25 protein-coding genes are annotated in these 26,449 nt (G+C 71.6%); 11 read left to right on the top strand and 14 right to left on the bottom strand.

The features are described from left to right. Nucleotides 1-58 precede the first annotated feature (58 nt). Nucleotides 59-2,509 (top strand): glycoside hydrolase family 3 protein, encoded by a 2,451-nt coding sequence (locus tag ACZ4VA_RS03015; RefSeq protein WP_468079421.1) that lies wholly within the window; start codon nucleotides 59-61, stop codon nucleotides 2,507-2,509. Nucleotides 2,510-2,580: 71 nt separating this feature from the next. Here ACZ4VA_RS03015 and ACZ4VA_RS03020 read toward each other — a convergent pair whose 3' ends face one another. Further along, the gene (locus tag ACZ4VA_RS03020) at nucleotides 2,581-3,564 is read right to left on the bottom strand and encodes an aldose epimerase family protein (protein WP_355779482.1); all 984 of its coding nucleotides are present in this window, start codon (nucleotides 3,562-3,564) and stop codon (nucleotides 2,581-2,583) included. Between the two features lie 52 nt (nucleotides 3,565-3,616). Further along, nucleotides 3,617-4,519 carry an SGNH/GDSL hydrolase family protein gene (locus ACZ4VA_RS03025; RefSeq protein ID WP_355779485.1) on the bottom strand — a complete coding sequence of 301 codons (903 nt, stop codon included), beginning with the start codon at nucleotides 4,517-4,519 and terminating at the stop codon, nucleotides 3,617-3,619. A 260-nt stretch (nucleotides 4,520-4,779) separates the two neighbouring features. Between ACZ4VA_RS03025 and ACZ4VA_RS03030 the strand changes: the two genes are divergently transcribed. Then, the gene (locus ACZ4VA_RS03030; RefSeq protein ID WP_468079424.1) at nucleotides 4,780-5,274 is read left to right on the top strand and encodes a DUF3145 domain-containing protein; all 495 of its coding nucleotides are present in this window, start codon (nucleotides 4,780-4,782) and stop codon (nucleotides 5,272-5,274) included. A gap of 101 nt (nucleotides 5,275-5,375) precedes the next feature. Here the strand turns inward: ACZ4VA_RS03030 and fabF are convergent, their stop codons facing one another. The 5 genes from fabF to fasR all read right to left on the bottom strand — a co-directional run bounded on the left by fabF (nucleotide 5,376) and on the right by fasR (nucleotide 10,309). Then, nucleotides 5,376-6,647 carry a beta-ketoacyl-ACP synthase II gene (fabF, locus tag ACZ4VA_RS03035; RefSeq protein ID WP_355788629.1) on the bottom strand — a complete coding sequence of 424 codons (1,272 nt, stop codon included), beginning with the start codon at nucleotides 6,645-6,647 and terminating at the stop codon, nucleotides 5,376-5,378. Nucleotides 6,648-6,729: 82 nt separating this feature from the next. Continuing rightward, the gene (locus ACZ4VA_RS03040; protein ID WP_355788632.1) at nucleotides 6,730-6,978 is read right to left on the bottom strand and encodes an acyl carrier protein; all 249 of its coding nucleotides are present in this window, start codon (nucleotides 6,976-6,978) and stop codon (nucleotides 6,730-6,732) included. A 72-nt stretch (nucleotides 6,979-7,050) separates the two neighbouring features. After that, nucleotides 7,051-8,082: a ketoacyl-ACP synthase III gene (locus tag ACZ4VA_RS03045; protein ID WP_355788635.1), complete on the bottom strand. Its 1,032-nt coding sequence runs from the start codon at nucleotides 8,080-8,082 to the stop codon at nucleotides 7,051-7,053. 14 nt (nucleotides 8,083-8,096) lie between these two features. Then, on the bottom strand, nucleotides 8,097-9,014 hold the full coding sequence (locus tag ACZ4VA_RS03050) for an ACP S-malonyltransferase (protein ID WP_356168320.1): 918 nt from the start codon (nucleotides 9,012-9,014) through the stop codon (nucleotides 8,097-8,099). 89 nt (nucleotides 9,015-9,103) lie between these two features. Further along, the gene (fasR, locus tag ACZ4VA_RS03055; protein WP_355789801.1) at nucleotides 9,104-10,309 is read right to left on the bottom strand and encodes a fatty acid biosynthesis transcriptional regulator FasR; all 1,206 of its coding nucleotides are present in this window, start codon (nucleotides 10,307-10,309) and stop codon (nucleotides 9,104-9,106) included. A gap of 84 nt (nucleotides 10,310-10,393) precedes the next feature. Between fasR and ACZ4VA_RS03060 the strand changes: the two genes are divergently transcribed. Then, nucleotides 10,394-11,050: a pirin family protein gene (locus ACZ4VA_RS03060; protein ID WP_355789815.1), complete on the top strand. Its 657-nt coding sequence runs from the start codon at nucleotides 10,394-10,396 to the stop codon at nucleotides 11,048-11,050. Nucleotides 11,051-11,341: 291 nt separating this feature from the next. Here ACZ4VA_RS03060 and ACZ4VA_RS03065 read toward each other — a convergent pair whose 3' ends face one another. Both ACZ4VA_RS03065 and ACZ4VA_RS03070 read right to left on the bottom strand, forming a co-directional pair. Then, nucleotides 11,342-12,169 carry a serine hydrolase domain-containing protein gene (locus ACZ4VA_RS03065; protein ID WP_468079428.1) on the bottom strand — a complete coding sequence of 276 codons (828 nt, stop codon included), beginning with the start codon at nucleotides 12,167-12,169 and terminating at the stop codon, nucleotides 11,342-11,344. 10 nt (nucleotides 12,170-12,179) lie between these two features. Beyond that, on the bottom strand, nucleotides 12,180-12,659 hold the full coding sequence (locus ACZ4VA_RS03070) for a GNAT family N-acetyltransferase (protein WP_356241729.1): 480 nt from the start codon (nucleotides 12,657-12,659) through the stop codon (nucleotides 12,180-12,182). 95 nt (nucleotides 12,660-12,754) lie between these two features. On the opposite strand from ACZ4VA_RS03070, the gene ACZ4VA_RS03075 reads away from it, so the two are divergent. Both ACZ4VA_RS03075 and ACZ4VA_RS03080 read left to right on the top strand, forming a co-directional pair. Then, complete coding sequence (locus ACZ4VA_RS03075) at nucleotides 12,755-13,237, top strand: MerR family transcriptional regulator (protein ID WP_355789809.1); 483 nt, start codon at nucleotides 12,755-12,757, stop codon at nucleotides 13,235-13,237. After that, nucleotides 13,234-14,250: an aldo/keto reductase gene (locus tag ACZ4VA_RS03080; protein WP_468079431.1), complete on the top strand. Its 1,017-nt coding sequence runs from the start codon at nucleotides 13,234-13,236 to the stop codon at nucleotides 14,248-14,250. Before ACZ4VA_RS03075 ends, ACZ4VA_RS03080 begins: the two co-directional genes overlap by 4 nt. A gap of 25 nt (nucleotides 14,251-14,275) precedes the next feature. Here the strand turns inward: ACZ4VA_RS03080 and ACZ4VA_RS03085 are convergent, their stop codons facing one another. The 3 genes from ACZ4VA_RS03085 to ACZ4VA_RS03095 form a co-directional block, all read right to left on the bottom strand. Next, nucleotides 14,276-15,142 carry a DUF4429 domain-containing protein gene (locus tag ACZ4VA_RS03085; protein WP_355784738.1) on the bottom strand — a complete coding sequence of 289 codons (867 nt, stop codon included), beginning with the start codon at nucleotides 15,140-15,142 and terminating at the stop codon, nucleotides 14,276-14,278. Between the two features lie 57 nt (nucleotides 15,143-15,199). Then, nucleotides 15,200-16,417 carry an alpha/beta hydrolase gene (locus tag ACZ4VA_RS03090; RefSeq protein ID WP_468079433.1) on the bottom strand — a complete coding sequence of 406 codons (1,218 nt, stop codon included), beginning with the start codon at nucleotides 16,415-16,417 and terminating at the stop codon, nucleotides 15,200-15,202. A gap of 172 nt (nucleotides 16,418-16,589) precedes the next feature. Continuing rightward, nucleotides 16,590-17,270, bottom strand: a complete 681-nt coding sequence (locus ACZ4VA_RS03095; RefSeq protein ID WP_355784729.1) for a TetR family transcriptional regulator — start codon at nucleotides 17,268-17,270, stop codon at nucleotides 16,590-16,592. A 113-nt stretch (nucleotides 17,271-17,383) separates the two neighbouring features. On the opposite strand from ACZ4VA_RS03095, the gene ACZ4VA_RS03100 reads away from it, so the two are divergent. Together ACZ4VA_RS03100 and ACZ4VA_RS03105 are read left to right on the top strand one after the other, a co-directional pair. Beyond that, nucleotides 17,384-19,006: an MFS transporter gene (locus ACZ4VA_RS03100; protein WP_356241733.1), complete on the top strand. Its 1,623-nt coding sequence runs from the start codon at nucleotides 17,384-17,386 to the stop codon at nucleotides 19,004-19,006. Nucleotides 19,007-19,281: 275 nt separating this feature from the next. Beyond that, complete coding sequence (locus ACZ4VA_RS03105) at nucleotides 19,282-19,590, top strand: small hydrophobic protein (protein WP_468079634.1); 309 nt, start codon at nucleotides 19,282-19,284, stop codon at nucleotides 19,588-19,590. A 148-nt stretch (nucleotides 19,591-19,738) separates the two neighbouring features. Here ACZ4VA_RS03105 and ACZ4VA_RS03110 read toward each other — a convergent pair whose 3' ends face one another. Together ACZ4VA_RS03110 and aceE are read right to left on the bottom strand one after the other, a co-directional pair. After that, a complete protein-coding gene (locus ACZ4VA_RS03110; RefSeq protein WP_468079436.1) occupies nucleotides 19,739-20,506 on the bottom strand; it encodes a potassium channel family protein in 768 nt (255 codons plus the stop codon). A gap of 107 nt (nucleotides 20,507-20,613) precedes the next feature. Continuing rightward, complete coding sequence (gene aceE, locus ACZ4VA_RS03115; protein WP_356168304.1) at nucleotides 20,614-23,361, bottom strand: pyruvate dehydrogenase (acetyl-transferring), homodimeric type; 2,748 nt, start codon at nucleotides 23,359-23,361, stop codon at nucleotides 20,614-20,616. Between the two features lie 469 nt (nucleotides 23,362-23,830). On the opposite strand from aceE, the gene ACZ4VA_RS03120 reads away from it, so the two are divergent. The 4 genes from ACZ4VA_RS03120 (at nucleotide 23,831) to ACZ4VA_RS03135 (ending at nucleotide 26,308) form a co-directional block, all read left to right on the top strand. After that, nucleotides 23,831-24,268, top strand: a complete 438-nt coding sequence (locus tag ACZ4VA_RS03120) for a DUF3052 domain-containing protein (RefSeq protein ID WP_183116860.1) — start codon at nucleotides 23,831-23,833, stop codon at nucleotides 24,266-24,268. Between the two features lie 180 nt (nucleotides 24,269-24,448). Then, nucleotides 24,449-24,907, top strand: a complete 459-nt coding sequence (locus ACZ4VA_RS03125) for a peroxiredoxin (RefSeq protein WP_355787441.1) — start codon at nucleotides 24,449-24,451, stop codon at nucleotides 24,905-24,907. A gap of 115 nt (nucleotides 24,908-25,022) precedes the next feature. Then, complete coding sequence (locus ACZ4VA_RS03130; RefSeq protein WP_121403257.1) at nucleotides 25,023-25,598, top strand: TerD family protein; 576 nt, start codon at nucleotides 25,023-25,025, stop codon at nucleotides 25,596-25,598. Between the two features lie 134 nt (nucleotides 25,599-25,732). After that, nucleotides 25,733-26,308 (top strand): TerD family protein, encoded by a 576-nt coding sequence (locus tag ACZ4VA_RS03135; protein WP_355787438.1) that lies wholly within the window; start codon nucleotides 25,733-25,735, stop codon nucleotides 26,306-26,308. Nucleotides 26,309-26,449 lie beyond the last annotated feature (141 nt).

Consider the following 26,449-nt stretch of genomic DNA (forward strand, 5'->3'; position numbering starts at 1 on the left):
TCTACAGGTGACGCGTGCAGGATGGAGGCGCCCAAGGACTTCGACGAGGAGGCACGCCGTGGCACAAGCAGCGCAGCAGCGGACGGGGGAGGCGGCGGACCGGGCCCGGGAGGCGGCCGTCGAGGCGGCCCTCGGCAGGCTCGGCCTGGACGCGAAGACGAGGCTGCTGTCCGGACAGGACATGTGGTCCCTGCCCCCGCTCCCCGAGATCGGACTGCCCTCCCTGGTCATGTCCGACGGCCCGATCGGCGTCCGAGGCGTGCACTGGACCGCCGACGACCCCTCCGTCGCGCTGCCGTCCCCGACCGCCCTCGCCGCCACCTGGGACCCCGGCCTCGCCCGCCGCGCCGGTGTCCTCCTCGCCCAGGAGGCCCGCCGCAAGCACGTCCACGTGCTGCTCGCGCCCACCGTCAACCTGCACCGCTCCCCGCTCGGCGGGCGCCACTTCGAGGCGTACAGCGAGGACCCGTTCCTGACCGGCCGGATCGGCGCGGCCTACGTGACCGGCGTGCAGTCGGGCGGCGTCGGCACCACCGTGAAGCACTTCGTCGCCAACGACGCCGAGACCGACCGCTTCACCGTGAACAACGTGGTCTCCGAACGCGCCCTGCGCGAGCTCTACCTGGCCCCCTTCGAGGCCATCGTGGAGAACGCCCGTCCCTGGGGCGTCATGACCGCCTACAACTCGGTCAACGGCCCCACGATGACCGAGCACCGCCACCTCGTGAACGAGGTGCTGCGCGGCGAATGGGGCTTCGACGGCTTCAACGTCTCCGACTGGACGGCCGCCCGCTCCACCGTCGGCGCCGTCGAGGGCGGCCTCGACGTCGCCATGCCGGGCCCGCGGACCGTGTACGGCGAGGCACTGGCCCGCGCCGTACGCGACGGCGATGTCGCGGAGTCCAAGGTGGACGACGCCGTGCGCAACGTCCTGCGCCTCGCCGCCCGCGTCGGCCTCCTGGAAGGCGCCGAGCCGGTCGTGAGCGAGCGGCCCGCCCCCGTCGACGGCGAGGCGCTGGCCCGCGAGATCGCCCGCCGCTCCTTCGTCCTGGCGCGCAACGAAGGCGCACTCCCGCTGCCCGGGGGACACCGGGTCGCCCTGCTCGGCGCCGCCGCCCGCGACGCCCGCGTGCTCGGCGGCGGCTCCGCCACCGTCTTCCCGGCCCGTGTCGTCTCCCCGCTCGACGGCCTCACCGCCGCCCTCCCCGAGGGCACCCTGACGTACGCCGTCGGCGCCGACCCGAACGAGGAACTCGCCGTCGCCGACAAGGGGTTCGCGCTCCGCGCGGTCTGCCGCGACGCACACGGCACGGTCATCGGCACGGGCACCGCACCGAGCGGACACATCCAGTGGATGGGCGACGACCTGCCCGAGGGCGTCACCCACGACGCCCTGCACAGCGTCGAGCTGACCGGCACCTTCACCCCGCGCGAGAGCGGCCCGCACACCTTCGGCACCAGGGGACTCGGCGCCTTCACCCTCACCGTCGACGGGCAGGTGCGCTACGACGACGTGGCGAGCACCGACACGGACGATCCGTTCATCTCCTTCTTCGGCGCCCCCGTCGAGCGCGCCCGCGTGGAGGTGACGGCGGGACGCGCGTACGAGGTGTCCCTGCGCCACACGGTCACCTTCCCCGAGGACGCCACCATGAAGGTCGTCACCTTCACGCTCGTCCACCAGGAACCGCGGCGCGACCCCGAGGAACTGATCGCCGAGGCCGTCGAGGCCGCCCGCGCCGCCGACACCGCCGTCGTCGTGGTCGCCACCACCGAGCGCGTCGAGTCCGAGGGCTTCGACCGCAAGGACCTCCGCCTGCCCGGCCGCCAGGACGACCTGGTCCGCGCCGTCGCCGCCGCCAACCCGAACACCGTCGTGGTCGTGAACTCCGGTTCCCCGGTGGAGCTTCCGTGGCGCGAGGAGGTCGCCGCCGTGCTCCTCGGCTGGTTCCCCGGCCAGGAGGGCGGCGCCGCCCTCGCCGATGTCCTCACCGGCGCCCACGAGCCGGGCGGCCGCCTGCCCACCACCTGGGGCTCCCTCCAGGACGCCCCGGTCACCCGGGTCACCCCGGCCGACGGCGAACTGCACTACACGGAGGACGTGTTCATCGGCTACCGCGCCTGGGAGAAGGAGGGCAGGACCCCCTCGTACGCCTTCGGGCACGGACTCGGCTACACCGACTGGACCTACGAGTCGGTCGAGGTCGCCGGGAGCACCGCCACCGTCCGCCTGCGCAACTCCGGCGAGCGCACCGGACGCGAGGTCGTCCAGGTGTACCTCGCCCCCGTGGACCCGGACCCCGCACGGCCCGCCCGCTGGCTGGCCGGCTTCGCGACCGTGCGGGCGGCCCCCGGCGAGAGCGCCGAGGCCGTCGTCGAACTCCCGCGCCGTGCCTTCGAGGTGTGGGACACGACCGCGGGCGCGTGGCGTCTTGTGAAGGGTTCGTACGAGGTTCAGGCAGGCCGTTCCCTTGCCGACCGCCGGGTGCGCACGATCATCGAGGCGTGACCGCCGGACGCCTCCACGGAGCAGCCCCGGCCCGGAACCTGACGGCCGGGCCGGGGCTCGTCCGTACGCCCCTAGTCCCGTACGGAGAACCGGTACACGGTCTCCGAGCGGTACACCTCGCCCGGCAGCAGCCCGGTGCTCGGGAACTCGGGCCGGTTGGGGGAGTCGGGGAAGTGCTGCGTCTCCAGCGCGATGCCGTCGCCCGGCGCGAAGGGCACCGACGCGTCGAGGTGGTCCGCCGTGTAGAGCTGGAGCCCGGGCTCCGTGGTCGCCACCGACAACTGCCGCCCGGACGCCGGGTCGTACAGCTCGGCCACCTTCACCGGGCTCTCGCTCAGGCCCTTGTCGAGCACGAAGTTGTGGTCGTAGCCGGAGCCGACCTTGCGCGGCGTGCGGAAGTCGAAGCGCGTCCCGTCGACGGCCGCGAGCTCGCCGGTCGGGATCAGGTCGGCGTCCACCGGCGTCAACCGCGAGGCGTCGAGGCGCAGTTCATGGCCGCCCGCGTTCCCCGAACCGGTCAGGTTCCAGTACGTGTGGTTCGTCAGGTTCACCACCGTCGGCGCGTCCGTGACCGCCTCGTAGGAGATCCGCAGCGCGCCGTCCCCGTCCAGCGTGTAGGTCGCCGAGACCTCCAGGCGTCCAGGGAAGCCCTCCTCGCCGTCCGGGCTCACCCGCGACAGGCGCACCCCGTGCTCGACCGGCTCCGCGTCCCACACCCGCTTGTCGAAGCCCCGGTCCCCGCCGTGCAGGGAGTTGGGCCCGTTGTTCCGCGCCAGCCGGCAGATCCCGCCGTCGAGCGGGAAGCGCCCGCCCGCGATCCGGTTCGCGTACCGCCCGACCAGCGCCCCGAAGTAGGGCTCGGGGTGGGCGACATAGTCGTCGAGCCGCGGGAACCCGAGGACCACGTCCACGGTCCGCCCGTCCCGGTCCGGGACCTCGGCCGACTGCACGATCCCGCCGTACGTCAGTACCCGCACCCGCACTCCCGAGCGCTCCAGCGTCCAGCGGTGGACGCGGGCGCCGTCGGAGAGGGTGCCGAAGAGTTCGCTAGGCATGATCGAGACCCTACGCTCCGGACCCGCCCGGCACGCGCGCGTACCCTCCGGATCACGCCGCCGGCTTCCTCGCCGTGACCGTCCGGTACGCGATCTCCGCGATCCGCGCCTGGCCGTCGCGGCTCGGGTGGAACCAGTCCCAGTGGCTCAACTGGGTGGTGCCGAAGCGGTAGTCGTAGACCGCGCCCCCGTCGAAGCGGCACCGCCGGTCCTTCGCGCAGACCTCCTCCAGGACGGAGTTGTACGCCTCCACGCGCTTCTGGACCTTCGCGCGCCGCTGGGTCGCCGCCGCGTCCAGGGCGTCCGCGTCCCCCAGCATCGAGGGGCAGATGCCCAGCTTCCACACCTGCTTGCCCAGCGCGTTCCCGCGCCCCTGGGACCACAGCCGCTTCAGGTCGGGCACGCTCGACACGTACACCTGGGTCCGCGGCGCGGCCGTGCGCAGGGTTCGCATCGCGTCCTCGAACTCGGCCCGGAAGTCCGCCACCGAGGTCATCGCCGAGACACTCGCCCGGCAGGCGTCGTTGGCGCCCGCCATGACCGTCACCAGCTCCGGCTTCCTGGTCGCCGCCCGGGTCATCTGGGCCGGCAGGTCCGCCATCCGGGCCCCGGTCACCGCGTAGTTCCAGCTGCGCTCGGCGGCCCCGGCCCGGCCGAGCAGCCGCACGGCGAGACTGCGCACGCCCGCGTCGCTGCCCGTGGCCCACGACACCTCGGGGCAGTCGGACAGCACCGAGCACGCGTCGAAGCCGCGCGTGATCGAGTCGCCCACCGCGACCAGGGACTCGGGGCTGCGGTCCCAGGCGGGCGTCGGCCTCGGGGACGGGCGGGCCTTCGCCGCGGCGCCCTCGGGGGCCGCCGCGTCGCCACCGGAGGCGTCGCAGCCCGCGATGCCCAGGACGGCCGCCGCCGCGACGGCGAGGACGGTCCGTGAACGGTGGCTCCGCTTCCGCATCCCCAGTTCCCCTCGTTCGTCGTGCACACTCGGCCGGCCACCGCGTCCCGGCGGGTGGCCGCGGCCGCCCGGTACGGCCCGCGAACCGCGGCGGCGGGTCCGGCACGCGTCCCGCCGGGTGAAACCTCGGTGTTTATGCGCCCTGGGACCGACGGTACGTCACACTCCTTGCGCCGCCGCACGGTAGCCTCGCCCCGTGGCCGCCCTGCCACTGCCGTTCCGCTAAGTTACAAGATGTCCCGCTCTGCCCGGAGGTCCCGGTGACGACACGTGGAGTTCTCTACGTGCACTCCGCGCCGCGCGCGCTGTGCCCGCACGTCGAGTGGGCAGTCGCGGGCGTGCTCGGTACGCGCGTCAGCCTCGACTGGATCCGGCAGCCGGCGGCGCCCGGCACCTGGAGATCCGAGTTCTCCTTCAAGGGCGAGGCCGGCACGGCCTCCCAGCTCGCCTCGGCGCTGCGCGGCTGGCAGATGCTGCGCTTCGAGGTCACCGCCGAGCCCTGCCCGACGGCCGAGGGCGAGCGCTACAGCTGCACCCCCGACCTGGGCATCTTCCACGCCGTCACCGGAATCCACGGCGACATCCTGATCCCCGAGGACCGGCTGCGCGCCGCGCTGGTCCGCTCCCAGCGCGGCGAGAGCGAGCTGGAGAGCGAACTCGCCAAACTCCTCGGCAAGCCCTGGGACGACGAGCTGGAGCCCTTCCGCCACGCCGGTGAGGGCGCCCCCGTCCGCTGGCTCCACCAGGTCGTCTGACCCGCCGTCACCCGGCACACGGAAAGGGCCCCCGCCCGAAGGCGGGGGCCCTTTCCGTGTCACTCGGCGTACGACCGGAACTCGACGGCGTACGTCCGGATCTAGACGGTGCGGAACGCCAGGACCACGTTGTGGCCGCCGAAGCCGAACGAGTCGTTCAGCGCGGCGATACGGCCCTCGACGGGGAGCTTGCGCGCCTCGCCGCGGACGATGTCGGCGTTGGCCTCGGCCTCGGGGTCGAGGTTCTCCACGTTGATGGTCGGCGGGGCGATCCGGTGGTACAGGGCGAGGACCGACGCGACGGACTCGACACCGCCGGCGCCGCCGAGCAGGTGCCCGGTCATCGACTTCGTCGCGGAGACCGCGATGTGGTCGGTGTCGTCGCCGAACACCTTGCGCAGCGCCTTCAGCTCAGCCACGTCACCGGCCGGCGTCGAGGTGGCGTGCGCGTTCACGTGCACGACCTCCGCCTTGTCCAGGTCGGTGTTGTCGAGCAGGTTCTGCAGGGCGTGCGAGATGCCGCGGCCCTCGGGCTCCGGCTGCACGATGTCGTGGGCGTCCGCCGAGATGCCCTGGCCGACGGCCTCCGCGTAGACCCGCGCACCGCGCTCGGCGGCGTGCTCGGCCGACTCCAGGACGAGGACGCCGGCGCCCTCGCCGAGGACGAAGCCGTCACGGCCGACGTCGTAGGGACGCGAGGCGCCCTGCGGGTCGTCGTTGTTCTTGGACATCGCCATCATGTTGCCGAAGGCGGCGATGGGCAGCGGGTGGATGGCCGCCTCCGTGCCGCCCGCGACGACGACGTCGGCGCGGCCGGTGCGGATCATCTCGATCGCGTAGCCGATGGCCTCGGCGCCCGAGGCGCAGGCGGAGACCGGGGTGTGCACGCCCGCGCGGGCGCCCACGGCGAGGCCCACGTTGGCGGACGGGCCGTTCGGCATCAGCATGGGGACGGTGTGCGGGGAGACGCGGCGTACGCCCTTCTCCTTCAGCACGTCGTACTGGTCGAGCAGGGTCGTCACGCCGCCGATGCCGGAGGCGATGACCGCGCCGAGACGGTCGGGGTCGACACTCTCGTCCTCACCGGCCTTGGCGGTGAAGCCTGCGTCGGCCCAGGCCTCCTTGGCCGCGATCAGCGCGAACTGCGCCGAGCGGTCGAGGCGGCGGGCCTGCGGGCGGGGGATGACCTCGCCCGGTTCCACGGCGATCTGTGCCGCGATGCGGACCGCCTGGTCGGCGGCCCAGTCCTGCTCCAGAGGGCCGACGCCGGAACGTCCGGCGACCAGGCCCTCCCAGGTAGAGGCTGCGTCGCCACCCAGCGGTGTGGTTGCGCCGATACCGGTGACGACCACGGTGCGATTGGTCGGGCTCACGGGAATTCTTTCTCCAACGGATACGAGGATTCAGCGGCGCCACCGCCGGGTGGCGGGGCAGTCAGCCCAGGAGATCGGACGATCAGGCCTGGTGCTTGAGGATGTAGGACGTCGCGTCACCGACGGTCTTGAGGTTCTTGACGTCGTCGTCCGGGATCTTGACGTCGAAGCGCTCTTCGGCGGCGACGACGACCTCGACCATGGACAGCGAGTCGACGTCCAGGTCGTCGGTGAAGGACTTGTCCAGCTGGACGTCCTCGGTGGGGATCCCGGCGATCTCGTTCACGATCTCGGCGAGACCTTCGACGATCTCTTCCTGAGTGGCGGCCATGTCAGGCGCTCCTTCGGTATGTGTTCAGAGGGTGTGGCGGTACTCCGGCCGGAGATGATCCGGACGGTGTGCCTAGGGGAGGGTAACGACCGTGGCGGCGTAGACGAGACCCGCCCCGAAGCCGATGACGAGCGCGGTGTCGCCGCTCTTCGCCTCGCCGGTCGCCAGAAGCCGCTCCATCGCGAGCGGGATCGAGGCGGCCGACGTGTTGCCGGTGGTGCGTACGTCGCGGGCGACCGTGACGTGCGCCGGCAGTTTGAGAGTCTTCACCATCGAGTCGATGATCCGCTCGTTGGCCTGGTGCGGGATGAACACGTCCAGGTCGTCCGGGGCGATCCCGGCCGCGTCCAGCGCCTGCTGGGCGACCTTCGCCATCTCGAACACGGCCCAGCGGAACACCGCCTGGCCCTCCTGCGTGATGGCGGGGAACTTGATCTCGCCCTTGGAGTCGAGCGGCAGCGTGGAGACGTCGCCGCTGTGGAAGCGGTCCCACGGCACGGTCTGCTTGATCGTGCCGGCCTTGTCGCCCTCGGAGCCCCAGACGGTCGGGCCGATGTGCGGCTCCTCGGACGGGCCCACGACGACCGCGCCCGCGCCGTCGCCGAACAGGAAGGCCGTCGCGCGGTCCTCCAGGTCGGTGAGGTCGGACAGCCGCTCCACGCCGATGACGAGGACGTACTCGGCCGAACCCTCGACGATCATGCCCTTGGCGAGCGTGAGGCCGTAGCCGAAGCCCGCGCAGCCGGCCGAGATGTCGAAGGCGGCGGCCTTCGCCGTGCCCAGCCTGTCGGCGATCTCGGTGGCGATGGCCGGGGTCTGGGCGAAGTGCGAGACGGTGGAGACGACCACGGCGCCGATCTGCTCGGCGGAGATCCCGGCGTCCGCGATGGCCTTGCCGGACGCCTCGACCGACATCGCGGCGACCGTCTCCTCGGGGGAGGCCCAGTGCCGGGTCTCGATGCCGGAGCGCGAGCGGATCCATTCGTCGGACGAGTCGATCGTCTCCAGGATCACCTCGTTGGGCACGACCCGGACCGGGCGGTAGCCGCCCACGCCCAGGATGCGCGCGTACGGTGCGCCCTTCCTTGCCTTGATCTTCGACATGCTCTCCGGGCTCCTTATGCCGCGCTGTACTCGACGACGAGCTCGCGAGCCGCGTCGAGGTCGTCGGGTGTCTTCAGCGCCAGCGTCCTGACGCCGGGCAGCGCGCGCTTGGCGAGCCCCGTGAGGGTGCCGCCGGGGCACATCTCGATCAGCGCGGTCACCCCGAGCTCCTTGAACGTCTCCATGCACAGGTCCCAGCGGACCGGGTTGGCGACCTGGCCGACGAGGCGCGAGACGACCTCGGCACCGGTGGAGACGGTCCGGCCGTCCTTGTTCGACACGTACGTGATCCGCGGGTCCGCCGGGGTCAGTTCCGCGGCGGCCTCGGCGAGCACGTCGACGGCGGGCGCCATGTGGTGCGTGTGGAACGCGCCGGCCACCTTCAGGGCGATCACCTTGCGCACGCCCTCGGGCTTGTCGGCCTCCAGGGCGGCCAACTGCTCCAGCGTACCGGCGGCCACGATCTGGCCCGCGCCGTTCATGTTCGCCGGGGTCAGACCGAGCTTCTCCAGATGCGGCACCGTCGTCTCCGGGGCGCCGCCGAGCAGGGCGGACATGCCGGTCTCGGTGACGGCGGCGGCCTCGGCCATCGCCAGGCCCCGCTTGCGGACGAGGCGCAGCGCCTCGGTCTCGCCGAGCACGCCCGCGACCGCGGCGGCGGTGATCTCACCGACGCTGTGGCCGGCGACGGCCCCCGGGGACACGTCGCCGAGCGCGGACGCGGACAGCAGTCCGGCCGCGACGAGCAGGGGCTGGGCCACGGCCGTGTCGCGGATCGCGTCCGCGTCGGCCTGCGTGCCGTAGTGGGCGAGGTCGAGCCCGATGGCGTCCGACCACGCGGCGACGCGGTCGGCGGCACCGGGCAGTTCGAGCCAAGGAGTCAGGAAGCCGGGCGTCTGGGCGCCCTGGCCGGGAGCGACGAGTACGAGCACTCTCACACTCTCTCTTGTGGACGGCCACGGCCGCCCGTGGGGACAGGGACGAAGAACGGGAGGGGGAATTGTGGACCCCCGACAAAAGCCTAGGCCTGAGGATCTCCATCGGCCAGACGCCCCAGGATCAGGGCGATGCGCAGTGTGAACGCGGAGCGTACATCGGAGGGCGACCAGCCGGTGACGTCAGTCACACGTCGGAGCCGGTAGCGCACGGTGTTGGGATGCACGAAGAGCATGCGGGCCGCGCCTTCGAGGCTGCTCGCCTGTTCCAGATACACGCTCAGTGTCTCCAGGAGCGCCGATCCGGCCTCCTCCAGCGGTCTGTAGATCTCCTCCACCAACTGCTCGCGGGCCGAGGGATCCCCGGCGATCGCGCGCTCCGGAAGGAGATCGTCCGCCAGCACCGGCCGCGGCGCGTCCTGCCAGGCGAAACACGCCTTGAGGCCGGCGGCGGCCGCCTGCGCGGACCGGGTCGCGGCCAGCAGGTCGGGCACGATCGGCCCGGCCACCACCGATCCCGCCGCGTACGGGCCGATCAGCGACTTGGCGACGGCGAGCGGGTTGTCGCTGCCGCCGGCGATGACCACGAGCCGGTCGCCGAGCACCCCGGTGAGCACCTGGAGCTTGGCGTGCCGGGCCGCCCGCCGGATCGCCTCCACCGTCAGCTCGCTGTCGCCGTCGGGCGCAGTGCCGAGCACGACGCACACGTGCTCCGGCGAGTTCCAGCCGAGCGCCGCGGCGCGGGACACGGCGCCCTCGTCGGCCTCGCCGGACAGGACGGCGTTCACCACGAGGGACTCCAGCCGCGCGTCCCAGGCACCCCGGGCCTCCGCGGCCTGGGCGTACACCTGGGCGGTGGCGAAGGCGATCTCACGGGCGTACACGAGGAGCGCCTCGCGCAGCACGGACTCGTCCCCCGGCGCCGCGACCTCGTCGATCGCGCTCTCCATGACCTCGATGGTGGTGCGCACCATCTCGACGGTCTGGCGCAGGGTGATCGCCCGGGTCAGCTCGCGGGGGGCGGTGCCGAAGACGTCGGTGGAGATGGCCTGGGGGGCGTCCGGGCGCCGGAACCACTCGGTGAAGGCGGCGATACCCGCCTGGGCGACCAGCCCGATCCACGACCGGTTCTCCGGCGGCATCGCCCGGTACCACGGCAGCGTCTCGTCCATGCGCGCGATGGCCTGCGCGGCGAGACTCCCGGACGACTTCTCCAGCCGCCTCAGGGTCGCGGTGTGCGTGTGCGGCGGGCGTGCTGCGGGTTCGGTGTTGCTGGTTTGGGGTTCGGGCACGGGACAAGACTGCCTTATCCGGACGCGTGTGCGCCGCGCCGGGTCCCGGTGGCCCGCCCGCACGGGTCTACCGTGGGCTGTGTGATGGACGTACGGCGCGCCGACGAGCGCTACCGCGGAGGGGACCCGGCGGCCGGGATCGAGTCCCTGCACGCCTTCTCCTTCGGCCCCCACTACGACCCCGACAACCTCCGCTTCGGCCCGCTGATCGCCTGCAACGAGGAGCGGCTCGCTCCCGGCGCCGGCTTCGACGAGCACCCGCACAGCCACACCGAGATCGTCACGTGGGTGATCGAGGGCGAGCTGACGCACCGCGACTCCGCGGGCAACGAGTCGCGGGTGCGGGCCGGCGACGTGCAGCGGCTCAGCGCCGGCGGCGGCGTCCGGCACGTGGAACGCAACGACGGGCTGACCCCGCTGACCTTCGTGCAGATGTGGCTCGCCCCGCTGGAGCCGGGCGGCGACCCCGTCTACGAGACCGTCCACGGCATCGCGGACTCCACGCCGTACGCGGTCCCGGAGGCCGGGGCCATGCTCCACGTGCGCCGCCTGACCGCGAGCGAACGCACGGCGATCCCCGACGCCCCCTTCGTCTACGTCCACGTCGTCCGCGGCGAGATCCGGCTGGACGGCCTGGAACTGGAGACCGGCGACGCGGCCCGCATCCCGGACGCGAAGGACCTGGAAGCCATAGCGGGCTCCCCGGCGGAACTCCTCATCTGGGAAATGATCCAGGCGTGAGCCAGGGGACCACCGGGCTCCGGCGAGGGAAATGCAGCCCCTCCGGCGTTTGAGGAGCGGGGTCGGGGGCGGAGCCCCGAGTGCGGGGAGGCGAGGGAAATGCAGCCCCTCCGGCGTTTGAGGAGCGGGGTCGGGGGCGGAGCCCCGAGTCGGGACGGGAAGGGGCGGAGGGGGCGAGGAAACGCCCGGCCGCCCCGAGCCACCCGACCCCCGGGACGCGGGCCGGGCAGGAGCCCCCGAGCCGGGGGACGGCCCGGTCACCGCCGGACAGGACCGGCACCGGCCGGACGCTCAGGCGCCGCCGGACACCTCCGCGACCACCGCGTCCGTGAAGGCCGGCCACACCTCACTGGCCCACGCCCCGAACGCCCGGTCCGTGAGCGCCACACAGGCGACCCCCAGGACGGGGTCGACCCACAGGAACGTACCGGACTGCCCGAAGTGCCCGAAGGTCCCCGGCGAGGACGAACTCCCGGTCCAGTGCGGCGACTTGGAGTCACGGATCTCGAATCCGAGCCCCCAGTCGTTGGGGTTCTGGTGCCCGTACCCGGGCAGGACGCCCTTGGTCCCGGGGAACTGGACCGTCATCGCCTCGGCGACGGTCCGCGGATCGAGCAGCCGAGGCGCCTGCACCTCCGCCGCGAACCGCACGAGGTCGTCCACCGTGGACACCCCGTCCTTGGCGGGCGACCCGTCGAGCGTGGTCGAGGTCATGCCCAGCGGCTCCAGGACCGCCTGCCGCAGATAGTCCCCGAAGGGGATCTCGGTGGCCTTGGCGATGTGGTCCCCGAGCACCTCGAACCCGGCGTTGGAGTACAGCCGCCGCTCCCCGGGCGCCGAGGTCACCCGGTGCTCGTCGAAGGCGAGCCCGGAGGTGTGCGCGAGGAGATGACGGACCGTCGAGCCGGCGGGCCCGGCCGGTTCGTCGAGCTCGACCGCCCCCTCCTCGTACGCGACGAGGGCGGCGTACGCGGCGAGCGGCTTGGTGACGGAGGCGAGCGGGAAGCGCCGCCCGCCGGGGCCGTGCGCCCCGAGCACCGTGCCGTCCGCGCGGACGACGGCCGCCGCGGCGGTGGGGACGGGCCAGTTCTCGATCGACGCCAGGCTCTGCAAGGACATGCCCCCGAGCCTAAGCGCCGCCCAGCCGCAGCCGCATCGAGGGGTCGGGCTTGCGCACGAAACCGAGCGAGGCGTAGAGCGGCTCCGCCGCGGCCGAGGCGTTCAGGTCGACCTGCGGGACACCCCGCTCGCGGAACCAGTCCAGCAGCGCCTCCATGCACGCGCGGGCGTACCCGCGCCGCCGGCACTCCGGATCGGTGGCGACGCTGAACACATGGCCCACCGCGCCGTGCGGATTGCCCTCCCGTCCGATGCGGTACTCCACCGTCCCGGCGACCAGCGCCGCGAGTGCCCCCGGCCGCTCCGGGTGGTCCACGACGAAGGCGGCGAAGTCACCGTCCGGCTCGGCGAGCCTGCGCCGTACCGTGGGCAGCGACTCGGCGTGCCACGCGGTGGAGCTGTCGGCCCCGGCCATCGAGTCGATCATCACCTGGCGCAGGCGGAGCAGCTCCCCGGCGTCCTCGGGCAGGGCACGGCGTACGGCACTCATGCCCCGCACGGTATTCACCGCGACGGCCCCGCGTCGCCGGATTTTCGGTGGATTCCGCTTGCTTGGAGTGCACTCCAAGGTTTTAGCGTGGGGGCATGACGGTGATGGAGACCACGGCCGCCGACGCCGAGACCGGCACCGGCACGGACGTCTGCGCCACGGCGCCCGAGCGCCACCCCCGCCCGGACGGCCGGGACAACTACACGATCAGCGAGGTCGTCGCCTTCACCGGCCTGACCGCGCACACCCTGCGCTGGTACGAGCGGATCGGGCTGATGTCGCACATCGACCGCTCGCACACCGGCCAGCGCCGCTACAGCAACCGCGACCTGGACTGGCTCAGCCTCGTCGGCAAGCTGCGGCTGACCGGCATGCCGGTCGCCGACATGGTGCGCTACGCGGAACTGGTGCGCGAGGGCGACCACACCTTCGGCGAGCGGTGCGCCCTGCTCGAAGCGACCCGCCGGGACGTACGGGCGCGGATCGCCGAGCTCCAGGACACCCTGGCCGTGCTCGACCACAAGATCAGTTTCTACGCGGACGCCGGGCGCGCCCCGGCGTCGGAGAGGCCCCGATGACGGACAGCAGGATCGCTCAGGCACAGCTCGGCACGGGAGGCCCGGAGGTCGGTGTGCAGGGCCTCGGCTGCATGGGCATGAGCTTCGCCTACGGCCCCACGGACGCCGGGGAGGCGCGGGCCGCGCTGGAGCGCGCGCTGGAACTCGGCGTCACGCTCTACGACACCGCGGACGCCTACGGGGCGGGGGAGAACGAGGAGTTCCTCTCCCCGTTCTTCAAGGCCCACCGGGACGAGGTCGTCATCGCGACGAAGTTCGCCCTGTCCATCCCGCCGGACCAGCCGACGAAGCGCGTCATCCGCAACGACACGCCGTACATCCGCCAGGCGGTGGAGGCGAGCCTCAAGCGCCTGGACGTCGACGTGATCGACCTCTACTACATGCACCGGCGGGACGTGGACATCCCGATCGAGGAGACCGTCGCGACGATGGCGGAGCTGGTCCGCGAGGGCAAGGTCAAGCACCTCGGGCTGAGCGAGGTCACCGGCCGCGAACTGCGCGCCGCCCAGAGCGTGCACCCGATCGCGGCCCTGCAGTCGGAGTGGTCCCTCTTCAGCCGGGACATCGAGGCCGGCGTGGTCCCCGCGGCGAGGGAGCTCGGCGTGGCCCTGGTGCCGTACTCGCCGCTCGGCCGGGGCTTCCTCACCGGCTCGTTCGCGAACGCCGAGCAGGACCTGACCCCGGACGACTTCCGGCGTCAGCAGCCCCGCTTCACGGGCGAGAACGCCGCCGCCAACGCCGCCCTCCTGGAGCCGGTGCGCGCGGTCGCGAAGGCCCACGACGCCTCGCCGGGGCAGATCGCGCTGGCCTGGGTGCAGCAGCGGGCCGCGGTGCACGGGCTGACCGTCGTGCCGATCCCCGGCACCCGCAAGCGCACCCGCGTCGAGGAGAACACCGCGGCCACCCGCATCGTCCTCACCGACGAGGAACTCGCCCTGCTGGAGCCGATCGCCGCCCAGGTGGCCGGCGACCGCTACGCGGACATGACGTTCACGTCGGCGGGCCGCGAGTAACCCACCGGGTCCGCCCGGCCGCGCCCTACAGCTCCGCCAGCAGCTGCGCCTTCTTCGTCGTGTACTCCTCGTCCGTCACCAGGCCCGCCCGGTGCAGCTCGCCCAGGTGACGGATGCGGTCGGCGATGTCGGCGGGGTCGCGGCGGGGCGCCGTCGAGGCGGGGACCGCGGCCGGCGGACCCGCGGCGCGCACGGCGGCCAGCACCGAGGCGGCGAACGGCAGCGACTCGTGCACCGGGCCGTAGCCGAGCCCGAAGACGACGGCCGCCGGGTCCTGGTCGGCCTGCGCGGGCTGCTGGGCGGCCGGTTCGCGGTACAGCAGCCGCAGGTGGCCCTCGAAGACCTCGGGGGAGCGCCACTCGACGCCGCTGAGGCCGGTGACCGGGAAACTCTGGTCGCCGGCCTTCCACTTGGCGGAGGAGGCGCCGGTCCAGGACCACCGGAACGACACCTCCCTGCCGTCGAAGGACGCCTTCGCGTCGTACGCCTTGAAGGTCCGGGGCGCCTCGGGCGGCTCGACGAGGTGGCGCCCGGCGGGCGAACCGTCCTGGGCGAGCAGGGCGCGCAGCTCGTCGGCGTAGTACTCGGCGAGGGTCTCGCGCTCGGCGGGCAGCACCAGCCGGTAGGGGTCGCAGCCCTCCTTCAGCTGGCCCGCCGCGGCCTCCATCAGCGGGTCGGCGCCCGGTCTCGGCACCGCGTGCAGGACCACCGTCCCCCGCTTCCCGGGAGTCAGGGTCACCGCCGCGAGCGCCTCCAGGGGGACACGGCGTTCGCCGAGCGCCTGGAACAGCTTCGGCGTTCGGATCCCCCGCTCGAAGCGGATGAGCACGGAGTCGGACTCGAACTCCCAGGCGGCATGAAATCCGGCCAGTACGTCACCCATGCGGCTCATCGTATGCGGCACGGGCTTCTCCGTCGCCACCCCGAACGGACCGCAGTTCTTCGTCCTCTACGCGCGTCCCGCCGCCGTCGAGGCGGACAAACCCCTCGTGCAGGCGCCGTCCTTGTGGGCACAGCTCACCGCGCCGTACGCGCCGACGCCGATCTCGGCGAAGTTGCGCAGGCTCTCGGTGCCGGGTTCGAAATAGCCGGTGTGTCCCTTGGCGCCGGCCGCGGACAGGACGCGCGCCCCGAATCCGGAGGAGACCGGGTCGGCGCCGTGCCCGAGTCCGCCGACCTCCAGGTGCGGCACGTCCTGGATCCAGTCGTCGGCGTCGCGCATGGCCCAGACCCGCGCGGAGGTGTCGAGCCGGCCGGCGTTGTCGGCGCGCATCCCGGGGCTGCCGGCGACCGCGAGGTCCCTGACCCGCTCCGGCAGGTCGTGCGCGGCGACGCCGCAGACGACCGAGCCGTAGCTGTGGCAGTACAGCGCGACGGGGGCCCGGCCGGGCAGCGCGCGCAGCAGTCGGTTGAGGCGGACCGCGCCGTCCCTGGCGCGCATGGCCGTGGCGGCGTCCATGCCGAGTCCGCTGGGCGTCGTGTAGTCGGCCCAGGCGATGACGGCCGTACGCGTCGTGGCGTCGGCCGCGCGCTCGGCCCGGTACAGCGAACGCGCCATGCCGACGGGCGCCGAGTACTTGCGGCTGGAGCGCTGGAAGGTGAGGAGGTCCGTGTCGACGCCCGGCACCACGATCGAGACCCGCTCGGCCCGGGTGAGGTCGCCGAACACCTCGGCGACCCGGCCGGAGCCCGTGGGGTCGAAGGCGAGGATCTGCCGCTTGCCGTGCAGGAGTGCCTCGTAGCGGTGCATGCGGCTGGCCGCCTGCTGCCGGCCCGAGGACGAGAGGCGGTTGTCGCGCATGCGGTGCAGTTCGACCCTGCGCTGCTGGCCCAGCGCGAGACGGTTGGCCCGGTAACGCAGCTTCGCCGGGGCGCCGTTCATGTTGCCGACCGCCAGCGGGTAGCGGTGGACGAGGCGGCTGCGCTGCTGGGCGTCGAGCGAGGCGAAGAAGTGGGTCAGGCGGTCCGGCGCGGAGTCGGGGTCCGGCAGGCGCTGTCCGGCGAGGCGCCCGTGCTCCCACTTGGAGAGCGACGCCTGGAGCGGCGAGGCGCCCCGGTGGCTGTTCAGCGCGGTCCATCCGGTGGTCGCCAGCATCACGAACACCACGGCCAGCGCGAGCAGTGCGCGCCAGACGTTGAGTTGGGGTGAGGGGTCGAAGGAAGTCACTGGGAGGACACACTAGGAGAACGGGAGTGTCTCGCGTTAACCGAGTGATGCGGATCACGTTTCCGGTGGGGTAATTGGGTCATAGGGGGTTCAGTTTGAGTTAAATACTCACGCTGCGTATCCATACACCGGCCTTATATCCGGCGCTTGGTGACACCGCGTTAGGTGATCGTCACCCCTGGGGCGTCCGTGCCACCGTCTTCCGCGGCTCCGGGCGCGTACGCCAGTCCCCGGCCAGCGCGGGCCCCAGGTGATCCAGATGGGAAGCGGTCAACTCCCGGATCGCCTCGACGCTGAGGTCCTCGCCGGCGCCCCACCGTCGGGCGGTCACCCGCATCACGCCACCGAACACCGCCACCGCCACCCGCGGGCGCGGGTCCGCGTCCACGTCGAGGCCCTCCCGCCCCGCGATCACCCGGGCGAGCTCCTCCTCCACCTCCGCGGACCGGCGCAGGTGCGCCGCGAGCAGCGCCGGCGTCGACTCGATCAACTGGAAGGTGCGCATGTGCAGTTCGAGCGGCACGACCTGGGTGATCGCCTCACCGATGGTGTCCCAGCTCTCCAGCACCGCCCGGCGCAGCGCCTCCAGCGGGGCCTCGCCCGGCGGTCGGCCGCGCAGCGCCTCGACGAAGCGCGCCTCGGTCATGCCCTGGACGGCGAGGGCGGCCTCCTCCTTGCCCGCGAAGTAACGGAAGAAGGTGCGCTGGGAGACGTCGACGGCCTCGGCGATCTCGTCGACCGTCGTCTGCTCGTAACCCTGGCTGGTGAACAGTTCGAGAGCGGCCCGCAGCAGCGCGTCGCGCGTGCGCCGCTTCTTGCGCTCGCGCAGCCCCGGCCGCGCCGCTGTGTCCATGGGGTCCTCGTTTCGTCCATCCGTCCTGCTCAGCGTACGTCCGGGTGCCGTGACAGTTACCGACTAGTGAATCGGTTTGTCAACTGTCAGCGACTGTCACTAATCTCGAACGTATGACTAGTCAGACCACCGTCGACGCGACGGGCCCGGCCGACAAGGCCTCGGCCACCCCGTCCGGACCGAGCCCCGCGAAGGGGTTGCGTGGCCATCCCTGGCTGACGCTCATCAGCGTGGCGATCGGCGTCATGATGGTCGCCCTGGACGGCACCATCGTCGCCATCGCCAACCCGGCCATCGCCAAGGACCTCGGCGCGAGCTTCGCCGACGTCCAGTGGATCACCAACGCGTACTTCCTCGCCCTGGCGGTCACCCTGATCACCGCGGGCAAGCTCGGCGACCGGTTCGGGCACCGGCAGACCTTCCTGATCGGCGTGGTCGGCTTCGCCGCCGCTTCGGGCGTGATCGGCCTGTCCGACAGCATCGCCCTGGTGGTCACCTTCCGGGTCTTCCAGGGTCTGTTCGGCGCGCTGCTGATGCCGGCCGCGCTCGGTCTGCTGCGGGCCACCTTCCCGGCCGAGAAGCTGAACATGGCCATCGGCATCTGGGGCATGGTGATCGGCGCGTCCACGGCGGGCGGCCCGATCCTCGGCGGTCTGCTGGTGCAGCACGTCAGCTGGCAGTCGGTGTTCTTCATCAACGTGCCGGTCGGCGTCGTCGCCGTGGTCCTCGGCGCGCTGATCCTGACCGACCACCGCGCGAAGAACGCGCCGCGCTCCTTCGACATCCTCGGCATAGCCCTGCTCTCGGCCGCCATGTTCTGCCTGGTCTGGGCGCTCATCAAGGCGCCGGCCTGGGGCTGGGGCGACGGCCTCACCTGGACGTTCCTGGCCGCCTCGGTGCTCGGCTTCGCTCTCTTCGCCTTCTGGGAGACCAAGGTCCGGGAGCCGCTCGTCCCCCTCGGCCTCTTCCGCTCCGTGCCGCTGTCGGCCGGCGTGGTGCTGATGGTCCTGATGGCCATCGCCTTCCTGGGCGGCCTGTTCTTCGTCACCTTCTACCTGCAGAACGTGCACGGGATGAGCCCGGTCGACGCGGGCCTGCACCTACTGCCGCTCACCGGCATGATGATCGTGGGCTCGCCGCTGGCCGGCGTCCTCATCACCAAGACCGGGCCGCGGCTGCCGCTGGCGGGCGGCATGGCGCTCACCGCGATCTCCATGTACGGCATGTCCACGCTGGACACGGGCACCGGCAGCGCCGTCATGTCGCTCTGGTTCGCCGGACTCGGCCTCGGTCTCGCCCCGGTCATGGTCGGCGCCACCGAGGTCATCGTGGGCAACGCGCCCATGGAGCTCTCCGGTGTCGCCGGCGGTCTCCAGCAGGCGGCCATGCAGATCGGCGGCAGCCTCGGTACGGCGGTGCTGGGTGCCGTGATGGCCTCCAAGGTCGACAACGACCTCGCGGGCAACTGGGCCGACGCCAAGCTGCCGCCGCTCACCGAGGGGCAGCTGGAGCAGGCCTCGCAGTCGGTCCAGCAGGGCGCAGCGCCGGTGCCGAAGGGCACGCCGGCCGAGCTCGCCGCGAAGATCGCGGACGTCGCCCACGACACCTTCATCTCCGGCATGAGCCTCGCGTGCCTCGTCGCCGCCGGGGTCGCGCTCGTGGCCGTCTTCGTCGCGCTGCTCACCAAGCGCGGCATCAACGCGGACGCGGCGGGACCGGGCGCCGGGCACATCTAGGGCCTGCCCGACGACAGTCCCCGGGGTGACGGGGCGGCCGACGGCCGCCCCGTCACCCTTTTTCGCTCATCTGGGTGACAACGCTCAAGATCCCTCCCGCCGGATGCCCGCCGCAGGTCACAGTGGGTCAAGTCCTCCGCACGGCATGGGGGGCGAGCGGAGCTGCGGCGCGCCGCCGGAGGGGGGCGGCGCGCGGGCAGGTCTGCCGAAGGGATACGGGGGTACCCGCACATCGAACCCGAACTGCCCAAGAGGGCTTGAGAGTTCAGGAGTTGATGATGGCGGGCTTCGGAAACGGCACGCGCAGGTACCCCCGCTCACGTGGCCGGATGTGGTCACGGACCGGGCCGGATCGCGCGACGCTGGGCATCATCGGAGTCGTCTGCGCGGTCGCGGGATTCTTCACGCTGGGGATCGTCCTGGGACCGGTGGCGATGGTCTGCGGCTGGCTGGCCATGGGTCGCAGCTGGGCCGGCGCCCGACCGCTGCCGGCACTGATCGCCGTCGTACTGGGCGCGATCGACACGCTCCTCGCCCTCGTCTGGCTCGTCGGCGCGGCGGGCCCCGGATCGGGCCTGCTCTGACCGCCGGCCCGGGAACCCCTCCCGCGTGCGGCGCAGGGGCACAGCCACCGGTGCCGGGCACCTGATCACAGGGGTCCCGGTACCGGCTCGCCCACGCACGGCGGGCCCGGGTCTCCGGGAGGGCGTCCGCACCGGCTCCCCACCCGGCCTACGCCGGCTGTGACGGCTCGGTCGGCCTCGGGACCGGATGCGCGGTCCGGGACAGGTCCGCGACCTGCGCCCGCAGCGCCCGCACCTCCTCGGTGAGCGCCTCGATCGCCGCGGTCTGCCGGCGCTCCTCCACGTCGTCCTTCTCGAAGCGCGAGATGAACCACGCCGCGATGTTCGCCGTGACCACACCGAGCAGCGCGATGCCCGAGAGCATCAGGCCGACCGCGAGGACCCGGCCCAGCCCGGTGGTCGGGGCGTGGTCCCCGTACCCCACGGTCGTCATCGTGGTGAACGACCACCACACCGCGTCGCCCAGCGTTCTGATGTTCCCGTGCGGCGCCGCCCGCTCCACCGACAGCACGGCGAGCGAACCGAACATCAGCAGCCCCACGACCGCGCCCACCACGTACGTGGTCAGCCGGATCTGCGAGGCCATCCGGGCCCGCCGCCCCACCAGCATCAGTGTCGAGACGAGCCGCAGCAGACGCAGCGGCTGGAGCATCGGCAGGACCACCGCGCACAGGTCCATCCAGTGCCCGCGCACGAACTCCCGCCGGTCGCGGGCCAGTCCGAGCCGTACGAGGTAGTCGCCGGCGAAGGCGCCCCACACGACCCACTCGACCACCGTGCAGGCGACCGTCAGCGTGTGGCTCACGCTGCTGTCCACGATCGGTACCGCGTAGGCGAGGGCGAAGGCGACCGCCAGCGCCAGCAGTGGCCGTTGAGTGCGCCGCTCCCAGCGGTCCTGCGCCGTTTCTTGCTTCATGTCCGCATCGTAAAAAAACGCGAAGGGCGGCGGAGCCGAAGACCCCGCCGCCCCTCCTCGTCACCTCGCGGCGCCGGTGCCCGTGCCGAAGCCGGGCGGGCGTACTGCTACGCGTCGCCCCCCGCCGCCCCCGGGTCCGCCGCCGTCACGTCGAGGAGCTGGTAGCGGTCGATCGCCTGTTTCAGGACCGAGCGGTCGACCTTGCCCTCGCGGGCCAGTTCCGTCAGCACCGCGACCACGATCGACTCGGCGTCGATGTGGAAGAAGCGCCGGGCCGCACCGCGCGTGTCCGCGAAGCCGAAGCCGTCCGCGCCCAGGGACTGGTAGGTCCCCGGCACCCAGCGGGCGATCTGGTCCGGCACCGAGCGCATCCAGTCGGAGACCGCCACGAAGGGGCCCTCGGCACCCGACAGCTTCCGCGTCACGTACGGGACGCGCTGCTCCTCCTCGGGGTGCAGCAGGTTGTGCCGCTCCACCTCGACGGCCTCGCGCCGCAGCTCGTTCCAGGAGGTCGCCGACCAGACGTCCGCCCGGACGTTCCAGTCCTCCGCCAGGACGCGCTGCGCCTCGACGGCCCACGGGACGGCGACGCCGGACGCCATGATCTGCGCCGGGATCGAGCCCGCGGTGCCCGCGCTGAAGCGGTGGATGCCCTTGAGGATGCCGTCGACGTCCACGTTCTCCGGCTCGGCCGGGTGCTGGATCGGCTCGTTGTAGACGGTGAGGTAGTAGAAGACGTCCTCGCCGTGCGGGTGCTCCTCCGTCGAGCCGTACATCCGGCGCAGACCGTCCTGCACGATGTGCGCGATCTCGAAGCCGTACGCCGGGTCGTACGCGACGCAGCCCGGGTTGGTCGAGGCGAGCAGCTGCGAGTGGCCGTCCGCGTGCTGGAGGCCCTCACCGGTCAGGGTCGTGCGGCCGGCGGTCGCACCGAGCACGAAACCGCGCGCCAACTGGTCGGCCATCTGCCAGAACTGGTCGCCGGTGCGCTGGAAACCGAACATCGAGTAGAAGACGTACACCGGGATCAGCGGCTCGCCGTGCGTCGCGTACGCCGAGCCCGCGGCGATCAGCGAGGCCGTGCAGCCCGCCTCGGAGATGCCGTCGTGCAGCATCTGCCCGGTCGGCGACTCCTTGTACGCGAGGAGCAGCTCGCGGTCCACGGCCTCGTACTGCTGGCCGAGCGGGTTGTAGATCTTCGCGCTCGGGAAGAACGAGTCCATGCCGAAGGTGCGGTACTCGTCGGGCGCGATCAGCACGAACCGCTTGCCGATCTCCTTGTCCCGCATGAGGTCCTTGAGCAGCCGCACGAAGGCCATGGTGGTGGCGATCGACTGCTGGCCGGAGCCCTTCTTCACACTCGCGTACGTCTTGTCCTCGGGGAGCGCCAGCGGCTTCGACCGCACCACGCGGGTCGGGACGTAACCGCCCAGGCCCTTGCGGCGGTCGTGCATGTACTGGATCTCCTCCGAGTCCCGGCCCGGGTGGTAGTACGGCGGGGCGCCGGACTCCAGCTCCTTGTCGGAGATCGGGATGTGCAGCCGGTCGCGGAAGCCCTTGAGGTCGTCGACCGTCAGCTTCTTCATCTGGTGCGTGGCGTTGCGGCCCTCGAAGTTCGGCCCCAGCGTCCAGCCCTTGACGGTCTGCGCGAGGACCACGGTCGGCTGGCCCTTGTGCGCCTTGGCCGCCGCGAACGCCGCGTACACCTTGCGGTGGTCGTGCCCGCCGCGGCCCAGGTGCAGGATCTGGTCGTCGGTCATGTTCTCGACCATGGCGCGCAGCCGGTGGTCGTCACCGAAGAAGTGCCGGCGGATGTACGCGCCGGTCTCGGTGGCGTACGTCTGGAACTGCCCGTCGGGCGTGGTGTTCAGCTTGTTGACCAGCACGCCGTCGCGGTCCTGCGCCAGCAGTGGGTCCCAGGTGCGGTCCCAGACCAGCTTGATGACGTTCCAGCCGGCGCCGCGGAACTGCGACTCCAGCTCCTGGATGATCTTGCCGTTGCCGCGCACCGGGCCGTCGAGCCGCTGGAGGTTGCAGTTCACCACGAAGGTCAGGTTGTCCAGGCCCTCGCGCGCCGCGATCGACAGCTGGCCGAGCGACTCAGGCTCGTCCATCTCGCCGTCGCCGAGGAACGCCCACACGTGCGACTTGGAGGTGTCCGCGACCCCGCGCGCCTCCATGTAGCGGTTCATCCGCGCCTGGAAGATCGCGCCGAGCGGGCCGAGGCCCATGGACACGGTCGGGAACTCCCAGAAGTCCGGCATCAGCCGCGGGTGCGGATACGAGGACAGCCCGTACGGCGCCTTCGACTTCTCCTGCCGGAACGCGTCGAGCTGCTGCTCGCTCAGCCGGTCCAGCAGGAACGCGCGGGCGTAGATGCCCGGCGAGGCGTGCCCCTGGAAGAAGATCTGGTCGCCGCCGTCGCCCTCGTCCTTGCCGCGGAAGAAGTGGTTGAAGCCCACGTCGTACAGCGAGGCGGAGGAGGCGAACGTGGCGATGTGCCCGCCGACGCCGATACCGGGACGCTGCGCCCTGGACACCATCACGGCCGCGTTCCACCGGGTGGCGTTCAGGACCTTGCGCTCGATCTCCTCGTTGCCGGGGAAGAAGGGCTCGTCCTTGGTGGCGATCGTGTTGACGTAGTCCGTGCTGCGCATCTCGGGCACGGCCACGCGCTTCTCGCGCGCCCGCTCGATCAGCCGCAGCATCAGGTAGCGGGCCCGCTCCCGGCCCCGCTCGTCGACGGCGGCGTCGAGGGAGTCGAGCCACTCCTGGGTCTCTTCGGGATCGAAGTCAGGTACCTGACTCGGAAGGCCGCCAATGATGATCGGGTTGCGATCGGATCCGGAAGCCACGCTGTTCCTTCACTGTCAGAGGGCCATTTTTCCCTGGGTTTCCAGGTGTCTGCACCGTTCCCCATCGTGTACCTCGGGAACGCGATCGTCATCTCTACCGAGAGGTAACCCTCACGTCCGTCCGGCCCGTTCGGGGCGGGTCAGGCCAAATCGCAACGATACGCCCAGCCGGTCACGCGTTCCGCAAAGCCATTCGACTCCCGTACCCTCGGAGGGTCCCGAATTCCGCAAACCGGGCAGAAGCGCGTGGTGTGCGTCACCGGCAGCTGTGATTCGATGCCAGGAGTTGCGTCGACACGGCCAGGATCGTCACCGTTTCGGCGGTCTCGGTGGCCGGGTACTTGCGCGATCCGCCCGGCCCGTGTGGACTACGGCCAATGCTTCGCGCACGCGCGTGGCTGAAGACTTCTCCCAGCTCCCGAACGAGCAGGGGGGAGACCCCAACCGAAACATGATCAGGAGGCAACCCGTGAGCGCGACCGCGGACCACGCGGAGGAGAGGACGAACCCTGCCGCGAGGCTGGGGTTCCAGCCCGAGCAGGTGGTCCAGGAGATCGGCTACGACGACGACGTCGACCAGGAGCTCCGCGAGGCCATTGAGGAAGTCATCGGCAGCGAGCTCGTGGATGAGGAGTACGACGACGTCGCCGATGCCGTGGTGCTGTGGTTCCGCGACGAGGACGGCGACCTGACGGATGCGCTGGTGGACGCCACCACGTACATCGAAGAGGGCGGCACGATCCTGCTGCTGACGCCGAAGACGGGCCGCGACGGCTACGTCGAGGCGAGCGACATCGCCGAAGCCGCGACGACCGCGGGTCTGTCCCAGACCAAGACCGTCAGCGTGGGCAAGGACTGGAGCGGCAGCCGGCTGGCCACGCCGAAGGCGGCCAAGTCGAAGCGCTGAGCTCCGCTTCTCTCTCCCCGGGGCGGTTCCCGTGAACCGCCCGCAGCAACATGTGTGAGGCCCCCGCCGATCAGCCGACGGCGGGGGCCTCACCCATGCGCGGGCCGACGGGCCTCCCCGTGGATCACTGCGTAGGCTGGTCGTCACCCGAACAGCCCCCTGGAAGGGAAGCGTGTGACCATGGCGATCGAGGTCGGCACCAAGGCCCCCGATTTCGAGCTCAAGGACAACCACGGAGCCACCGTGCGCCTGTCCGATTTCCGCGGTGAGAAGAACGTGGTGCTGCTCTTCTACCCCTTCGCCTTCACCGGCGTGTGCACCGGTGAGCTGTGCGCCCTGCGCGACGAGCTGCCGAGGTTCACCGACCGCGACACCCAGCTCCTCGCCGTCTCCAACGACTCCATCCACACCCTGCGCGTCTTCGGCGAGCAGGAGGGCCTGGACTACCCGCTGCTGTCGGACTTCTGGCCGCACGGCGAGGTCTCGCGCGCGTACGGCGTCTTCGCCGAGGACAAGGGCTGCGCCGTGCGCGGCACCTTCGTGATCGACAAGGAGGGCGTCGTCCGGTGGACCGTCGTCAACGCGCTGCCCGACGCGCGTGACCTGAACGAGTACATCGAGGCGCTCGACACCCTGTGATTCTTCGTTCGCAAGCCCTGCAGGGTACGGGAACCCGTCACTAGGATCGAGACGTTGATCCGAATACCGACGCACGACGGGGCTCCCCGCCCCTGGACACCATTTGGGAGGACTCGTGGGAGTCAGCCTCAGCAAGGGCGGCAACGTCTCGCTGTCGAAGGAGGCCCCCGGCCTGACCGCGGTCATCATCGGTCTGGGGTGGGACGTCCGCACCACCACCGGCACCGACTTCGACCTCGACGCCAGCGCCATCCTGACGAACGCGGAGGGCAAGGTCAGCAGTGACGCCAACTTCGTGTTCTTCAACAACCTGAAGAGCCCGGACGGCTCGGTCGAGCACACCGGCGACAACATCACCGGTGAGGGCGAGGGCGACGACGAGCAGATCAAGGTCAACCTCGCCGCCGTCCCGGCCGACGTCGAGAAGATCGTGTTCCCGGTCTCGATCTACGACGCCGAGAACCGCCAGCAGTCGTTCGGCCAGGTCCGCAACGCGTTCATCCGCGTCGTGAACCAGGCGGGCGAGGCGGAGATCGCGCGCTACGACCTCTCCGAGGACGCCTCGACGGAGACCGCGATGGTCTTCGGCGAGCTCTACCGCCACGGCGCGGAGTGGAAGTTCCGCGCCATCGGCCAGGGGTACGCCTCGGGCCTGCGCGGCATCGCGCAGGACTTCGGCGTGAACGTCTGAGCCGAGGACGGGCCCTCCGGGGCCCCAGGCTCACCCGTCCGGCGCCGCACGCATCGAGTGCGGCGCCGGACGCGCTCGACGGCGGCGCCGGACCGCCGGACAACTGAAGTTCCATCTCGGGGAGGACCAGCATCATGGGCGTCACACTCGCCAAGGGAGGCAATGTCTCCCTCTCCAAGGCCGCACCCAACCTCACGCAGGTGATGGTCGGGCTCGGCTGGGACGCGCGCTCCACCACCGGAGCCCCTTTCGACCTCGACGCCAGCGCGCTGCTGTGCAACGCGGGCCGGGTGCTCGGTGACGAGTGGTTCATCTTCTACAACCAGCTGAAGAGCCCCGACGGCTCGGTCGAGCACACCGGGGACAACCTGACGGGTGAGGGCGAGGGCGACGACGAGTCGATCCTGATCGACCTCTCCAAGGTGCCCGCCACCGTCGACAAGATCGTGTTCCCCGTCTCCATCCACGAGGCCGACAACCGCGGCCAGACCTTCGGGCAGGTCAGCAACGCCTTCATCCGCGTCGTCAACCAGGCCGACGGCCAGGAGCTCGCGCGCTACGACCTCAGCGAGGACGCCTCCACCGAGACCGCGATGATCTTCGGCGAGGTCTACCGCTACAACGACGAGTGGAAGTTCCGCGCCGTCGGTCAGGGGTATGCGTCCGGTCTGCGGGGCATCGCCCTGGACTTCGGTGTCAACGTCTCCTAGGCGCTATGCGGGGCCCGCCCGCGTCGTCCGGGGGGATGGCGCTCTACACTTCAGGGTCAACGTTAGGTAAAGCCGAGTACGGCGCGGGGAAAACCCTCCTCCGAGCTCCGCTTGGGGGGCGCCCCCAATACACGATTGGGT

Source organism: Streptomyces sp. NPDC028308, assembly GCF_055565855.1.

Coding starts and splice junctions, on each gene's coding strand:
- ACZ4VA_RS03020 (WP_355779482.1), bottom strand. CDS start 3,564: ATGCCTAGCGAACTCTTCGGCACCCTCTCCGACGGCGCCCGCGTCCAC.
- ACZ4VA_RS03025 (WP_355779485.1), bottom strand. CDS start 4,519: ATGCGGAAGCGGAGCCACCGTTCACGGACCGTCCTCGCCGTCGCGGCG.
- ACZ4VA_RS03040 (WP_355788632.1), bottom strand. CDS start 6,978: ATGGCCGCCACTCAGGAAGAGATCGTCGAAGGTCTCGCCGAGATCGTG.
- ACZ4VA_RS03045 (WP_355788635.1), bottom strand. CDS start 8,082: ATGTCGAAGATCAAGGCAAGGAAGGGCGCACCGTACGCGCGCATCCTG.
- ACZ4VA_RS03060 (WP_355789815.1), top strand. CDS start 10,394: ATGGACGTACGGCGCGCCGACGAGCGCTACCGCGGAGGGGACCCGGCG.
- ACZ4VA_RS03065 (WP_468079428.1), bottom strand. CDS start 12,169: ATGTCCTTGCAGAGCCTGGCGTCGATCGAGAACTGGCCCGTCCCCACC.
- ACZ4VA_RS03070 (WP_356241729.1), bottom strand. CDS start 12,659: ATGAGTGCCGTACGCCGTGCCCTGCCCGAGGACGCCGGGGAGCTGCTC.
- ACZ4VA_RS03075 (WP_355789809.1), top strand. CDS start 12,755: ATGACGGTGATGGAGACCACGGCCGCCGACGCCGAGACCGGCACCGGC.
- ACZ4VA_RS03080 (WP_468079431.1), top strand. CDS start 13,234: ATGACGGACAGCAGGATCGCTCAGGCACAGCTCGGCACGGGAGGCCCG.
- ACZ4VA_RS03085 (WP_355784738.1), bottom strand. CDS start 15,142: ATGAGCCGCATGGGTGACGTACTGGCCGGATTTCATGCCGCCTGGGAG.
- ACZ4VA_RS03095 (WP_355784729.1), bottom strand. CDS start 17,270: ATGGACACAGCGGCGCGGCCGGGGCTGCGCGAGCGCAAGAAGCGGCGC.
- ACZ4VA_RS03100 (WP_356241733.1), top strand. CDS start 17,384: ATGACTAGTCAGACCACCGTCGACGCGACGGGCCCGGCCGACAAGGCC.
- ACZ4VA_RS03105 (WP_468079634.1), top strand. CDS start 19,282: ATGATGGCGGGCTTCGGAAACGGCACGCGCAGGTACCCCCGCTCACGT.
- ACZ4VA_RS03110 (WP_468079436.1), bottom strand. CDS start 20,506: ATGAAGCAAGAAACGGCGCAGGACCGCTGGGAGCGGCGCACTCAACGG.
- ACZ4VA_RS03125 (WP_355787441.1), top strand. CDS start 24,449: ATGGCGATCGAGGTCGGCACCAAGGCCCCCGATTTCGAGCTCAAGGAC.
- ACZ4VA_RS03135 (WP_355787438.1), top strand. CDS start 25,733: ATGGGCGTCACACTCGCCAAGGGAGGCAATGTCTCCCTCTCCAAGGCC.